Raw genomic sequence first — 14,027 nt, 5'->3', positions numbered from 1 at the left:
CCGCGGCGGAGATCAGCGGTGTCCGAGGGCGGCGTCGAGGGCCGTGCGCCGGAACTGGCCGGTCGCCGCGAGGACCGCGATGACGACAGCGATGACCGCCCACGCGACCAGGCCGAGGCCGCCGACCACGGCCATGTCGATGCGCTCGCCCGCCGCCACGAACACCGCGACCAGGGCGGCCGACGCGTTGAGCGCGCCGTGGCCGAACACGGCGGGCCAGACGGACCCCGTACGCAGGCGCGTCCAGCCGAACAGCACGCCCCACGCGGTGCACGCGCCCACCATCAGCAGCACGCCGAGCACATCCGGACGCCCGAAGTTGTAGCCGAGCAGGACGAGCGGCGCGTGCCACAGCCCCCAGATCGCGCCGGACAGCAGCAGGGCGGGCCACGCGCCGAGGGGGCGCAGCGCGGGCAGCAGCCATCCGCGCCAGCCGACCTCCTCGCCGAACGCCAGGATGCCGTTGGGGATCACCGCCGCGAGCGGCATGGCGATCAGCTGGCCCACGACGATCGGCCACAGCGGCACGGACGCGGGGTCGACGCCGGATGCGGCGAGCGACGGCCCGATCACCTGGGCGAAGCCGGACAGCCCCACCAGGTCGAGCCGGATGATCCCGAGCGCGGCGGAGGCGAACACGGCGGCGGCCACGATGAGGGGCGGCGCGAGGATCGCCGCGACCGCGAACCGGATCGTGCGACCGGCGGGGCGCAGGGGCCAGATCCCGAGCGAGCGCAGGCGGCGGCCGCGCTCGGGGGTCCGCAGCACGAGACAGACAACGAGCGTCGCGACCGCGGGCGTGAACATCATCGCGGACGCCACGAGAGTCACCCAGGGGGACGCCAGCCCGCCCCCGAGCCACAGCGGGAGCGCGAGCGCCCAGGCCAGCGCGAACGCCACGACGAGGAACACGGCGACTGCCGCCCACGGCACGGTCGCGCGTTCGGTTGCGCCCGGGGTCGCTTCGGATCGCGCACCCGCGACCCCGTGCCCGCCGCTCGCCGCGCGCACTCCGGTGTCGTCGGTGTCCCCGATCATCCCGCGCTCCTCTCCGTCGTCCCGCGCTCCGTGATCCCGCGCAGCAGGCTCGCTGCGGTGTCGGCGTCGTCGACCGTCACGGTGACCGCCGACCGCCCTCGCCGGTGGACGCGCAGGCCCTCACCGCGGCGCACGACGATGCCGATCCCGTTGCCGCCGAACCGCCAGCCCCAGCCGCCATACTCCCCCATCGGGTCCACCTGCACGACCTCCACGCGCTCGATCTGCTCGCGCGGGACGGCGACGCGCGGCCAGCCGACGGCCGAGCGCACCGTCAGGCCGGCATCGTCCACGCGCACGTGGAACACGGTCATCGTGACCACGCCTGCCACGACGAGGGCGAGCGACCCGATCCCGATCCAGGCGCCCGCGCCCAGCACCCCGGACCGCGACAGCTCCGCGGCGGCGGTCACCGCGACGATCGCCGCGACCGCGACGATGAGGCCCCAGAGAGCGAGCTGGCCCACCCGGGAGAGGGCGACGGTGCGGAGCCAGACGGCGCGCTCATCCGGGGCGAGGTCCAGCGGGGCGGGGGTGGCGCCGTCGCCGTCGCGCGCCGGGGGATCCATCGTGATGCGCCAGGCGAGCGCGCCGAGCGCGACGCCGAGGACGAAGCCTCCCGCCAGCAGCGGCGCGATGCCGGGAGCCTCCTCCGGGCCGGCGACGCCGACCTGGAGGACCAGGGACCCCGTCGCGAGCGTTCCGATGAGCCCGATCTCCCACCAGACGATGGCGGCGAGGATGCGGAACTGCTGCCGTCCGGTCGCCCTCCCGGCGCCCGCGAGCGCCATCGCGGCGATGAAGGCGGACAGGGCTCCGACGACGAGCAGCGTGAGGAGCGGGAACGTCCAGGCGGGGCCGAAGCCGTCGGGGGTTCCGCTCAGGTCCCAGTGGACGGCGACGGTCCCCGGTACGAGCGGCAGCATGGCGAACTGCGCCAGCGCGAGCAGCACGGCGACGACCACGGGCGCGACGAGCCCGACGGCCCGGAATCGGGCGACGGCCCGGCGCCGCAGGACCTCGTTGGAGTGCGTCATCCTCTTCCTTTCACCCGCTCGGTTCCGCGTCCGGCTCCCGGACATCCCTCATCAGCGACACGAGCGCCTCGCGGGGCACGCCCAGCTCCCGCGCCCGTCGCAGCAGCGCCTCCACGTCGCCGCGCAGCTCGGCCAGCGGCGCCGCGGCATCCGTCACGACGGCGCCGCGCCCGCGGCGGATGTCCAGGAGGCCCTCGTCGCGCAGCTCCTGGTAGGCGTGCAGCACCGTGTGCAGGTTGACGCCGACCGAGGCCGCCACCTCCCGCGCGGAGGGAAGGCGGTCGCCCGGGGAGATGCGCCCGGCGGCCGCGTCGGCACGGATCGAGTCGGCGAGCTGAGCGAAGACAGGCTCGTCGCGCGTCGGGTCGATCCGGATCAGCATGCGGTTATTGTAGCGCAACTAGAACATTAGCGGACGGATGTTCGTCATCTCGCCATCTCCCGGCAATGCTGCTCACCTATACTCCGCGGCATGACGACGACCCTCGCCCGCCGGCTTGGACTGGGCGACGCGATCGCCATCGGCCTCGGCGCGATGATCGGGGCGGGGGTCTTCTCGGCCTTCGGCCCCGCCGCACAGGCCGCCGGCACGTGGCTGCTGGCCGGGCTCGCGATCGCCGCGTTCGTCGCGTACTGCAACGCGACCTCGTCCGCGCAGCTCGCGGCCGTCCACACGATCGCCGGCGGCACCTACGCCTACGGCCGCGCCGAGCTCGGCGCGTGGTGGGGATACACCGCCGGCTGGTGCTTCATGATCGGCAAGCTCGCCAGCTGCGCGGCCATGGCGATGACCTTCGCCGCGTATGCCGCGCCGGCCGGATGGGAACGGCCCGTCGCGATCCTCGCCGTCGTCGCGCTCACCGGCGTCAACCTGCTGGGGGTCACGCGCACGGCGCTGGCGGCCAAGATCATCGTGACGATCGCACTGGTCGCGCTCGCGATCGCCGTCGCGGCGGGACTGGGCGCTCCCGCGGCGGCCGACAGCGCGTCCTTCGCCGGTGAGCTCCCCGCCGGCGTGTGGGGCCTGCTGCAGTCCGCCGGGCTGCTGTTCTTCGCGTTCGCGGGGTACGCCCGCATCGCGACCATGGGCGAGGAGGTGCGCGATCCCGCGCGCACGATCCCGCGCGCGATCTCGATCGCGTTCCTCGCCGCGCTCGTGGTGTACGCCCTGGTGGGCGCCGCGGTCCTGTCCGCCCTGGGAGCCGACGGGACGGCCGCCTCCACCGCACCCGTCGCGGACGCGGTCGTCGCCTCGGGCTGGACGTGGGCCGAGCCGGTCGTGCGCGTCGGAGCCGCGGCAGCTTCGCTCGGCGCGCTGCTCGCGCTCATCGCGGGCATCGGCCGAACCGGACTGGCGATGGCGCGCGAGCACGACCTGCCGACGCAGCTGTCCGCCATCCATCCGCGCTTCCGCGTGCCGCACCGCATGGAAGTCGCGGTCGGCGTCATCGTGGTCACGGTCGTGGCCTTCGCGGACCTGCGCGGAGCGATCGGCTTCTCGTCCTTCGGCGTGCTGCTGTACTACCTGATCGCGAACCTCGCCGCGCTGCGCCAGGGCGAGGCTGTGCGCCGCTACCCGCGCTGGTTGCAGGTCGCCGGCGCCCTCGGCTGCGTCCTGCTGGCGTTCACCCTGCCGTGGCAGAGCGTGCTGACCGGCATCGCCGTCGTCGCTGTCGGGATCGCGGGGCGGGCGATCCGGCTCGCGCGCGAACGACGCCGGGCGGAGGCGGAGGACCGCGACGCGCCATGACGCATCCGGTGATGTTCGACGACGCGGATCCGCTGCTGCGGCGCATCCGGGACGTCTGCCTCGCCCTGCCGGAGTCGGCCGAGAAGGTGTCTCACGGCCGTCCCGCGTTCTACACGCGCAAGGTCTTCGCCTACTACGGGGCGAGCGTCAAGCGCGACGGCGAGTGGATCGAGCACGCGCACGCCCTGGTCGTGCAGTCGGCGCCGGAGGAGCGCGTCGGCCTGCGCGCGAGCCCCGGCGCCTTCGTCCCCCGCGTACCTCGGCGCCGCCGGCTGGACCGGGATCGACCTCGGCCCCGGCACCGACTGGGCGTGGATCCGGGAGCTGGTCGTCGACTCGTACGCGGCGACGGCTCCGGCTCCCCTCGTGCGACGCCTCGACGAGGCCTGACTCCGCAGCGAGCCGGGCACGTGGCCGGTCGGGCTCAGCCCAGCGGCTTGAGGTCGAGGTCGTCGCGCGTCGTCGTCGCCGAGACGGTGGCGAAGGTGCGGTACCCGTCGGCGGCCGCGCGAGCGAGCAGACCCTTGACGTTCTTGGTGCGCTGCTCGAGCCGCACGCGCGCCCCCTCGGCGACGAGCCCGCTCTTGAGCGCCAGCAGCCGGGCGACCGGCACGTCCCGGTCGTGCACGAGCACGACCGAGCGCTCGTCCTCGCCGGCGCCCGCCTCCACGAGGTCCACGATGCGCTCGAAACCGATCGAGAAGCCCACCGCCGGCACGTCCTGACCCAGGAAGCGCCCGATCATCCCGTCGTACCGGCCGCCGCCCCCCAGTGAGTACGGCACCGACGGGTGGGCGAGCTCGAAGATCGTGCCCGTGTAGTACCCCATCCCGCGCACGAGGAACGGGTCGAACACGAGAGGGGCGTCCTCTCCGCCGCGGGCGGCCGCGACCGACTCCCCCACGCCGACGAGGTGCGCCACGACATCGTCCGGCACGCCCTCGGGCAGCGCCGCGCGGATCTGCGCCTCGCCGTAGGGCTGGGCCTGGCTCGTCTGTGTGCGCAGCACGAACGCCTCGAACGCGTCGACGGCCGCCGCGCTCGCCCCGCGCTCGCGCAGCTCGGCCGCCACGCCGGACGCGCCGATCTTGTCGAGCTTGTCGATCGTGATGAGCACGCCGGGGCGCTCGTCCGCGGGGAAGCCGAACACGTCGAGCATCGCGTCGAGCGCGCGCCGGTCGTTGATGCGCACGCTCGCGTCCGCGAGCGACAGCGCTGCGACCGCATCGAGCGACGCCACGATCAGCTCCGCCTCGGCGCGCGCGGAGGCGTCGCCGATGATGTCGATGTCGCACTGCAGGAACTGGCGGTAGCGGCCCTTCTGGGGGCGCTCCGCGCGCCACACCGGCGCGATCTGGATCGACCGGAAGACGGCGGGAAGCTCGGCCCGGTTCGTCGCGTAGAAGCGGGCGAGCGGCACCGTCAGGTCGTAGCGCAACCCCAGGTCGGTCAGCGCGGCGGGGTCCTCCGCGGCCGCCCGGATGGCGTCGGCGTCGAGCCCGCGGCGCAGGATGTTGAACGCGAGCTTCTCGTTATCGCCGCCGATACCCGCGTGCAGGCGCGCGTACTCCTCGACCACGGGCGTCTCGATCTCATCGAAGCCGTGCGCGCGATAGCGCTCCCGGATGACGGCGAGCACGCGCTCGCGACGAGCCTTGTCGGCGGGCAGGAAGTCGCGCATGCCGCGCGGCGCATTCACGGAAGCCATAGCCCGTCCATTATCCCCCGCGCATCCCCGCCACGAGAATGCGTCCCTGCGCCGAGCATCCGTACCCCACACGCATTGTCGGCGCGGGGACGGATTGTCGGCGCGGGGAGGGATGCTCGGGGTCAGGCCTCCGCGGCGCGGATGTCGATCTCGAGGGTGCGCAGGCGCTCGCGGAGGGCGCGCTCGGCGTCCCAGCCGTTCGCGCGGGCGGTGGCGACGAGCGTCAGGAGGAGATCGCCGAGCTCCTCCTCGGACTCGGGTGCGGCTCCGACCTCCGCGGCGTCGTGCACCGCGACCGCGAGCTCGTCACCCACGCCGACGTGCGCGGCCTTGCCGATCAGCTTCTGGGCGAGCGCGAGGGACGGCATCGAGCGCGCGACCCCGTCGAGCACGCTGCTGCGCTGCGTCTTCTCGGCCGCCTTGGCGGCGTTCCACAGCTCGAGCACGCGCTCGGGCGTCTGCGCCGTCTCACCCGCGAAGACGTGAGGATGCCGGCGCACCATCTTCTCCACGAGCGTCTCCGCGACGTCGTCGATGTCGAACGCGGCCGCAGACGTCCCGTCGGAGACGGCGCGCGACGCGATCTCGGCGTGGAACAGCACCTGCCAGAGCAGGTCCCCGAGCTCCTCGCGGATCGCGACGGGGTCCGCCGACTCGACGGCGTCGACGAGCTCGTGGCTCTCCTCGATGAGGTACGGCACGAGTGCGCGGTGATCGATCTGCTGCGACCACACGCAGCGGTCGCGCACGGCCCGCATGGTGTCCACGGCCCGGCGCAGCGCGTCGGGAGCGGCGCCATCCGCACCGCTCCCGACCGCGCCGCCGGTCATGAGGACGAGGTCGCCGAGGACGAGGACGCCGCGAGCCGGCGGTAGTGGCGTGCGCGCCACGAGACCAGCACGGCCGCGATGACGAGCGAGAGCACCGAGCCGCCCAGGACGCCGAGGATCGCCTCGTCGCGGACGAGCGGGGTGTCGGCGTAGGCGAGGTTCGCCAGCAGCAGCGAGACCGTGAAGCCGATGCCTCCCAGCGCGCCCGCCGCGAGGACGTCGGGCATCGCGACGGCCGGCGCCGTTCCGCGCGGCCGGAACCGCATCCCGATCCAGCCGAACAGGCCGATGCCGAGGATCTTTCCGACGGGCAGCGCGACGAGGATCGCCCACAGCGCCGGGGACAGCGCCTCCGGCGAGACGCGCGGGATGACCACGAGCGCCGCCACGAAGGCGAAGATCGGCAGGATCACGGCGTTGATCCACGGCTCCAGAGTGTGGCGCACGTGCATACCCGTGCCCTGGCGGATCGCGAGACCCAGCATCACGCCGGCGATCGTGGCGTGGACACCCGAGAGCAGGACGAACACCCAGGCGGCGATCGCGACCAGGAGCATGAGCGTACGGATCGTGAGACGCGTGCCCCGGCTCGTCGTCTCGAGGCGGCTCAGCACCGCGAACACCACGACGAGCACGATTCCGATGGCCAGCTCACCCAGGTTCATGTCCTGCGCGAACAGCACCGCGATGAAGATGATGCCGACGATGTCGTCGATGATGGCCAGCGCGAGCAGGAAGATCCGCACGGGCGAGGGCAGGCCCTTGCCGAACACCGCGAGCACGCCGAGCGCGAACGCGATGTCGGTCGCGGTCGGGATGGGCCAGCCGGCCCGCGCGACGGGGTCGCCGCCCGCGATGACGAGGAAGACGGCGATCGGCACGACCACGCCGCCGACCGCGGCGATCGCGGGCTGCAGGGCCTTGCGTGGGCTGTTGAGCTGACCCCTGGTCAGCTCGTACTGCAGTTCGACCGCGACAGCGAAGAAGAAGATCGCGAGCAGGCCGTCGGACACCCAGTGCGCAAGGGACAGATCGATCGGTGTTCCCGGGATCGCCAGATGCGCGTGGCTCGCTTCGACGACCGCCGGCCCGAAGGGCAGGTTCGCGATGAGCAGGCCGAGTGCCGCGGCGACCAGGAGGAGGATCGCGGGAAAGCGCTCTGAGCGCAAGAGCTTCATACATGCCTTTCATCGTCCGCGCGGCGGACGGGATCGCGGTGGTACGGACACACGGGTGTCCGTCGCCGACCAGACTTCCCGGCACTCCGCGATCCATCCTACCGAGATGCGCCGACAACGCCCCGGCACCGCGCCCAGGCGGCCGGTCGCTCGGCGTCGTCGCCCGCGGACGGCGCCGCGGATCAGGCGACGAGGTCGCGCTGGTCCGGGTGACGCTCGAGCCAGGCCTGGACGAACGTGCAGACCGGCACGAGGCGCCGCCCCCGCTCGCGCGCCTCGGCGAACGCCCGCGCGACGAGCTCGCCGCCGATGCCGTGGCCGGAGTGCTCCTCGCCGACCACGGTGTGCAGCAGGGTGCGGGTGTCCTCGTCGTCCGAGTAAGCCAGGACCCCGACGAGCTCGCCGTCGGCCGACCCCTCGGGTTCCGCGCTGTCGCCCGCGAGATGCGCCTCGAAGCGGCTGTGCTCGGGGTTCTCGGTGATGCGCACGTGCGGCGTCGTCGCCTCGGGATCCGTCATGCGCCCATCCAAGCGCGGGCGTGCGAAGCGCTCAAGCCCCCGGGGCGTGCGGGCCGCCTCAGGGCGTGGCGGCGCCGGTGGCCGCCGGGGCGGCCTCGCCGTCCCGCGCGGGGAAGATGACGTCGATCAGGCGCGCGACCCAGGCGAGCAGGTCGGCGTCCGCGAGCGGCTCGCCGCCTGCCGTCGGCAGCGGCACGACCATGGCCTCGCCGCCCGCGAGCAGCTTCGCGCCGGGGTAGAGGCGCTGCAGGCGCACGCGTATCGAGTCGGGCAGCCGCGCCGGGGCGATCCGCAGGTTGCGGCCCATGGCGACGACGTCCGTGAGTCCGGCCTGCGCCGCGCGGCGGCGCAGGCGCGCGACGGCCACGAGCCCGTCGACCTCGGGCGGGGGTGCGCCGTACCGGTCGGTGAGCTCCTCCACCACGAGGTCGATCGCGTCGTCCTTGGCCGTCGCTGTCGCGGCGGCCGACAGCTTCTGGTAGGCCTCGAGGCGCAGGCGCTCGGCGTCCACGTACGACTCCGGCAGGCGGGCCTCGACGGGCAGCTCCAGCCGCAGCTCGACCGGCCCCTCGGTGTCCTCGCCGCGGAACGTCGCGACGGCCTCGCCGATCATCCGCAGGTACAGGTCGAACCCGACGCCGGCGATGTGGCCGGCCTGCTCGGCGCCGAGCAGGTTGCCCGCGCCGCGCAGCTCGAGGTCCTTCATCGCGACCTGGATCCCCGAGCCGAGGTCGTTGTGCACCGCGATCGTCTGCAGACGGTCGGCCGCGGTCTCGGACAGCGGCTTGTTCTCGTCGTAGACGAAGTACGCGTACGCGCGCTCGCGTCCGCGGCCCACGCGTCCGCGCAGCTGGTGCAGCTGGGCGAGCCCGTACTTGTCGGCGCGGTCGATGATGATCGTGTTCGCGTTCGTGATGTCGATGCCGGTCTCGATGATGGTCGTGCACACCAGGACGTCGAACTTGCGCTCCCAGAAGTCGTCGACGACCTGCTCGAGCTGGTGCTCCCCCATCTTCCCGTGCGCCACCGCGATGCGGGCGTCGGGCACGAGCTCGGCGAGGTGCGCCGCGACCGAGTTGATCGAGCTGACGCGGTTGTGCACGTAGAAGACCTGACCCTCGCGCAGCAGCTCGCGCCGGATCGCCGCGGCGATCTGCTTGTCGTTCCGGGGGCCGACGTACGACAGGATCGGGTGGCGGTCCTCCGGCGGCGTCGCCAGCGTCGACATCTCGCGGATGCCCGTCACCGCCATCTCGAGCGTGCGCGGGATGGGCGTGGCGCTCATGGCGAGGATGTCGACGTTGGTCTTGAGTTTCTTCAGCGCGTCCTTGTGCTCGACGCCGAAGCGCTGCTCCTCGTCGATGATCATGAGCCCGAGGTCCTTGAAGGCCACCTGCTCCGTCAGGATGCGGTGCGTGCCGATCACCATGTCGACCGTGCCGTCGAGCAGGCCCTGGATGGTCGCCCTGGCCTCCTTGTCGGTCTGGAACCGGGACAGCGGCTTGACCGTGACGGGGAAGCCCGCGAAGCGCTCCGTGAAGGTGTCGAGGTGCTGCTTGACCAGGAGCGTCGTCGGCACGAGCATCGCGACCTGCTTGCCGTCCTGGATGGCCTTGAACGCGGCGCGCACGGCGACCTCGGTCTTGCCGAACCCGACGTCGCCCGACAGCAGGCGGTCCATCGGGATGGGCCGCTCCATGTCGCGCTTGACCTCGTCGATGGTCTGCAGCTGGTCCGGGGTCTCCGCGAACGGGAACGCCTCCTCCAGCTCCCGCTGCCAGGGCGTGTCCGGGCCGAACGCGTGGCCCTTCGCCGCCATCCGCGCCGAGTAGAGCTTGACCAGCTCCACGGCGATGTCGCGCACGGCCCTGCGCGCCTTGCCCTTGGCCTGCGCCCAGTCGCTGCCGCCCATCTTCGACAGCGCGGGCGACTCCCCGCCCACGTACTTCGAGAGCAGGTCGAGCTGATCGGTGGGCACGTACAGCTTGTCGCCCGGATAGCCGCGCTTGGACGGCGCGTACTCGAGCACGAGATAGTCGCGCGTGCTCTTGGTCGCGTTGCGGCCACCCCCGGACACCTCGCGCTGCGTCATCTCCACGAAGCGCCCGATGCCGTGAGTGGCGTGCACGACGTAGTCGCCGGGCTTGAGCTGGAGCGGGTCGACGACGTTGCGGCGCCGCGTCGCGAGCTTCTTGACGACGCGGGAATCGCCGCCGATCGTGCGCCCGTAGAACTCGTTCTCGGTGAGGACGGCCAGGCGCGCCTCGGGCGACTCGAATCCGCGCTCGATGCTCGCGCAGACGAGCGTCGCGACCCCCGCCTCGGGCTCCTCGTCGAGCGAGTCCACGATGCGCGCCGCCAGGCCCCGCTCGGCGAGCACGTCGCGCGCCCGCTCCACGAGACCGGCGCCGCCGGCCGCCACGACGACGCGCCACCCCTCGCCGAGCCGCTGGGCCACGTGTGCGGTCGCGCCGTCGATGTTACCCTGGAAGGAGGGCACCGCGGATCCGTCGACACGGATCGCGGCCCCCGGATCGGGGGCGATCGTCACGCCGTCGCCGGCGAGCTCGTCGAGTTCCGCCGCGGTCTCGGCGGCGCCCGAGTCGAACGGACTGAGCGTCCACCAGACGCCCCCGCGCTCGCGCACGTCCTCGTGCAGGCGGGAAAGGGTGAGGAAGTCACCCGCGTCCAGGTTGATGGGGGCCTCGGCGCCGCTCGTCGCGGCGCTCCAGGCCGCCTGAAGGAACTCGCGGTTGGTCTCCCCCAGGGTCAGGGCGCGGGACACGGCGCGCTCGGGATCGACGAGGGCGACGGCGGTGCCGCGCGGCAGGTACGTCGGGAGCGAGACGAGCGGGCCGGCGACGGCGGGCGTGAGCGACTCCATGCCCTCGACGGGGATGCCCTGCGCCATCTTCTCGAGCAGCTGCGCGACGCCCGGCAGCTCGTCGCGGAGCTCTCGGGCACGGTCGCGCACCGCGTCGGTCAGCAGCAGCTCGCGGCTCGGCACGAGCTCGACCTCGCGCACCTCACCCGGGAGGGACCGCTGGTCCGCGACCGAGAACGCGCGGATCTGATCCACCTCGTCGCCGAACAGCTCGATCCGGAGCGGGTGGTCCGCCACGGGTGGGAAGACGTCGAGGATGCCGCCGCGCACGGCGAACTCACCGCGTCGCGAGACCATGTCCACGCGCGCATAGGCGAGCGCCACGAGACGCGCCGCGATGTCGTCGAGGTCGTGGCCGCGGCTTCCGACCGCGAGCCGGATCGGCACGACCCGGTCGAGGTCGCGCGCGAGCGGCTGGATGGCGGCCCGCACGGAGGCCGTCACGACGAGCGGCGTCGCGCCGTCCCCGTCGGCAAGACGGCGCAGCACGGCAAGACGGCGCCCGACCGTCTCTGCGCTGGGGCTGAGCCGCTCGTGGGGCAGCGTCTCCCACGCGGGGAAGTGCAGCACCTCGGCGCCGGGCATCAGCGCGCCGAGGGCGGCGCCGAGGCTCTCGGCGCGCCGCCCCGTCGGGGCGATCGCGAGCAGGGCCGCGGGCTGGCCCGCCGCGGTTCGGCGCGCCAGGAGCGCGGCGAGCGCGGGGGCGTCGAGACCGTCGACGAGCGACAGATCGGCATCGACGGACGAGGCGGTGAGAGCGTCCCGGAACGATTCGGCGGTCTCGAGGGCGCGCACGATCCCCTGAACAGTCACCAGAGGATTCTACGCGGCGGATGCGGCCGGGGCTCCCGGGGATCCACCGCCGGGACGCGACCCGGATGCGCGCGGCCCTTGTCCCAGCCTCGACCGCTCCACTAGCGTGATCGATCGTGGACACCCGCATATATGCTGATGTTTCCGTGCGGGATCCTGCGCCGTTGGGCGCCGCCGGCGCTGCGGACGCGGCGCTCGCGCGGTATCTGCTGCGCTTCGCCGGATCGGCGGAACCGCCACGCCCGCACCATCTGCACGGCGCGGTCAGTGCCTGGCTCGGCGACGAGGAGGAGGACGCGCTGTCGCCCCACAACGGACCGGCGAAGGCGTGGAGCGCGTGGTGGACTCCGCAGACGGACGGCGGCGTGCTCGAGGTCGGTGTGGCGCGTCCCGCGCTCGCGCAGCGCCTGCTGCGGCGCGCGCGTGATGATGGCCGGCTGCGTCTCGGGGAGGCGGTCCTCACCCTCCGCGAGGCGTCCGCCGGCCCGGACAGCGCCGCCCCCTGGACGCGCCTCGTGTGCGAACCGGGCTCGGCACCGCGGCTGCTCGCGGTGCGGTACCTGACCGCCACGACCCTGCGGCACGGGAAGAGCACGACCCCCTGGGTGGACCCGGGTTCGCTCTTCGTGTCGCTCGCCGCGCGCTGGAACACGCTCGCCCCGGCCGGCATCCCCCGCCTCGAGGCCACACCCGCGGAACGCGCGACCCTCTGGGTCTCCCGCGTCGCGGGCCGCACGGAGGTGCTGCGGCTGGCGAATCAGCGCATCGTGCCCGGGTTCGTCGGGGAAGTCACGTACCGCGGCGACGAAGAGGTCGTGCTGGCGCGCTTCGCCTCGCTGCTCCGGATGGCCGAGTACCTGGGGGCGGGCGCGCGCACGACGTACGGATTCGGGCGCATGCGCCTCCTCTAGGCTCGGCCCGTCAGGAGCGCGGGACGCGCCCTTCGGGGGCGGCCAGGTCCTCGAGAGCGCGCGCATACGCGAGGGACACGATCTGATCGAAGCGCGCGCGTTCCCGCTGCTTGAACCGGCGCCATGCGACCTTCGCCGACACCGGTCGCGGCGGACGCGCGGGCGTGGCTCGACGCTCCCGCTCGGCCGACTCGGCGATCACCACGAGCCGGCGCGACGCCTCGGGAATGCTGTCGGGCAGCAGCTCCGTGGCGCGGCTCTTGTAGGCCTCGAACTCCTTGCGCGACATGTGGCTCGCGAGCGCCGTGACGTACGTTCCGACGGTGAGCGCGCGCAGCGCCAGGACACCGGGCCACGGGACGCGTTCCCCCGCCCGCTGCACCCCCGGCGGGACCGCGTAGCTCTGGAGGTCCTCGGCCACCGACAGCAGCGAGATGCGATCCGCGTCGATGTCGCGCTTCTGCACAGCGCGCACAGTCGACTTCACCTGGATGCCGCGCACGCGCCGGGACCTCACGTCGATCAGGAGGAAGTCGGCGTTGGCGGGGCCCGCGAACTGCTCGAACTGCGGGGGCGCGGGCAGGGCCGCGATCCGGTCCTGCGGGTAGCGCGCGATCGACTCCGCCAGCATCACGCCCGTGTCCAGCTCGGCGAGCACGCCGTTCGTCGCGCGACGCAGCTCGCGCGCTTCGTCGATGCCGCGCGCCTCCAGCGATGCGGCCGCCTCGCGCAGCTCGACCAGATCGACGCCCTGGCGGGCCATGCTCAGCCGCGTTCGGGCGGCCATCCCGGGGAAGAACCGTTCGGTGCCGCGGCGACCGAAGCGCTCCGGGAACAGCGTGCCCATCCACCCCGCCTGGAAGAACCGCTGCGACACATGGAAGCGCAGAAGGTCGAGCAGTCCCGTGAGCCGCTGCGTCTCGGCGAGGAGCTCGGGAGGGGGCGCCGGCCGCCCGCCGGTCGCCGGAGCGGAGGCGAGGTACGCCGAGACGGCCTCGCGGTAGGCCCAGATGCTGACGAGCAGCTCGGAGTACCAGCGGTTGGCCCAGGGCGCGTATTCGTCGTCGAGCAGGGAGACGTGCTCGTCGTAGGACGGACGGGATCCGTCGGACAGGAGGCGGTGCAGGATCTCGCCCCAGCGGCACGCCAGCTCGTAGCCGATCAGGGCGTCCGCGAGCACCGCGTCCGACCCAGCGCGCCGGCGCACCTCCGCGGGCACGGACGGCGCGCGGAGGCGGTGCACAGCGACGAACCCGGCGTAGTCCATGCGCCCTCCGGCCTCCATGCGCCCCTCCGGCCTGTATACTGGCATTTGTGCCAGTGCTTGCATGCGAGATGCGCACAGGCTACACGACGACCG

The 14,027-nt window shown here is 73.2% G+C and carries 11 protein-coding genes; 2 read left to right on the top strand and 9 right to left on the bottom strand.

The window, feature by feature from the left end; genetic code table 11:
* Positions 1–12: 12 nt before the first annotated feature.
* The 3 genes from IEX37_RS04425 to IEX37_RS04415 are packed head-to-tail and all read right to left on the bottom strand — an operon-like array spanning position 13 to position 2,457.
* The gene (locus tag IEX37_RS04425) at positions 13–1,038 is read right to left on the bottom strand and encodes a CPBP family intramembrane glutamic endopeptidase (protein WP_188755025.1); all 1,026 of its coding nucleotides are present in this window, start codon (positions 1,036–1,038) and stop codon (positions 13–15) included.
* Positions 1,035–2,075, bottom strand: coding sequence for a DUF1648 domain-containing protein (locus IEX37_RS04420; protein ID WP_188755024.1), 1,041 nt, complete (start codon positions 2,073–2,075; stop codon positions 1,035–1,037). The genes IEX37_RS04425 and IEX37_RS04420 overlap by 4 nt, the downstream gene beginning before the upstream one ends.
* 10 nt (positions 2,076–2,085) lie before the next feature.
* On the bottom strand, positions 2,086–2,457 hold the full coding sequence (locus IEX37_RS04415) for a GntR family transcriptional regulator (RefSeq protein WP_188755023.1): 372 nt from the start codon (positions 2,455–2,457) through the stop codon (positions 2,086–2,088).
* 90 nt (positions 2,458–2,547) lie between these two features.
* On the opposite strand from IEX37_RS04415, the gene IEX37_RS04410 reads away from it, so the two are divergent.
* Positions 2,548–3,825, top strand: coding sequence for an APC family permease (locus tag IEX37_RS04410; RefSeq protein WP_188755022.1), 1,278 nt, complete (start codon positions 2,548–2,550; stop codon positions 3,823–3,825).
* A 424-nt stretch (positions 3,826–4,249) separates the two neighbouring features.
* Here IEX37_RS04410 and hisS read toward each other — a convergent pair whose 3' ends face one another.
* From hisS to mfd, 5 genes are all read right to left on the bottom strand, one after another.
* Entirely contained in the window at positions 4,250–5,533 is a 1,284-nt protein-coding gene (hisS, locus tag IEX37_RS04405) for a histidine--tRNA ligase (protein WP_188755021.1), read from the bottom strand.
* A gap of 122 nt (positions 5,534–5,655) precedes the next feature.
* The gene (locus IEX37_RS04400) at positions 5,656–6,363 is read right to left on the bottom strand and encodes a nucleoside triphosphate pyrophosphohydrolase (protein ID WP_188755020.1); all 708 of its coding nucleotides are present in this window, start codon (positions 6,361–6,363) and stop codon (positions 5,656–5,658) included.
* Complete coding sequence (gene nhaA, locus IEX37_RS04395; protein ID WP_188755019.1) at positions 6,360–7,541, bottom strand: Na+/H+ antiporter NhaA; 1,182 nt, start codon at positions 7,539–7,541, stop codon at positions 6,360–6,362. Before nhaA ends, IEX37_RS04400 begins: the two co-directional genes overlap by 4 nt.
* A 182-nt stretch (positions 7,542–7,723) precedes the next feature.
* Complete coding sequence (locus tag IEX37_RS04390) at positions 7,724–8,059, bottom strand: GNAT family N-acetyltransferase (RefSeq protein ID WP_188755018.1); 336 nt, start codon at positions 8,057–8,059, stop codon at positions 7,724–7,726.
* Positions 8,060–8,117: 58 nt separating this feature from the next.
* Positions 8,118–11,756 (bottom strand): transcription-repair coupling factor, encoded by a 3,639-nt coding sequence (mfd, locus tag IEX37_RS04385; protein ID WP_188755017.1) that lies wholly within the window; start codon positions 11,754–11,756, stop codon positions 8,118–8,120.
* A gap of 146 nt (positions 11,757–11,902) precedes the next feature.
* On the opposite strand from mfd, the gene cas6 reads away from it, so the two are divergent.
* A complete protein-coding gene (gene cas6 / locus IEX37_RS04380; protein ID WP_188755016.1) occupies positions 11,903–12,667 on the top strand; it encodes a CRISPR system precrRNA processing endoribonuclease RAMP protein Cas6 in 765 nt (254 codons plus the stop codon).
* Positions 12,668–12,677: 10 nt separating this feature from the next.
* On the opposite strand, the gene IEX37_RS04375 is transcribed toward cas6, so the two are convergent.
* Entirely contained in the window at positions 12,678–13,979 is a 1,302-nt protein-coding gene (locus IEX37_RS04375) for a hypothetical protein (RefSeq protein ID WP_188755015.1), read from the bottom strand.
* Positions 13,980–14,027: the final 48 nt, after the last annotated feature.

It is taken from the genome of Microbacterium album (genome assembly GCF_014643695.1).
GTDB classification, from domain to species: domain Bacteria; phylum Actinomycetota; class Actinomycetes; order Actinomycetales; family Microbacteriaceae; genus Microbacterium; species Microbacterium album.
The sequence above is the reverse complement of the archived record's forward strand: the minus strand, read 5'-3'. Positions and strand labels throughout refer to the sequence as shown.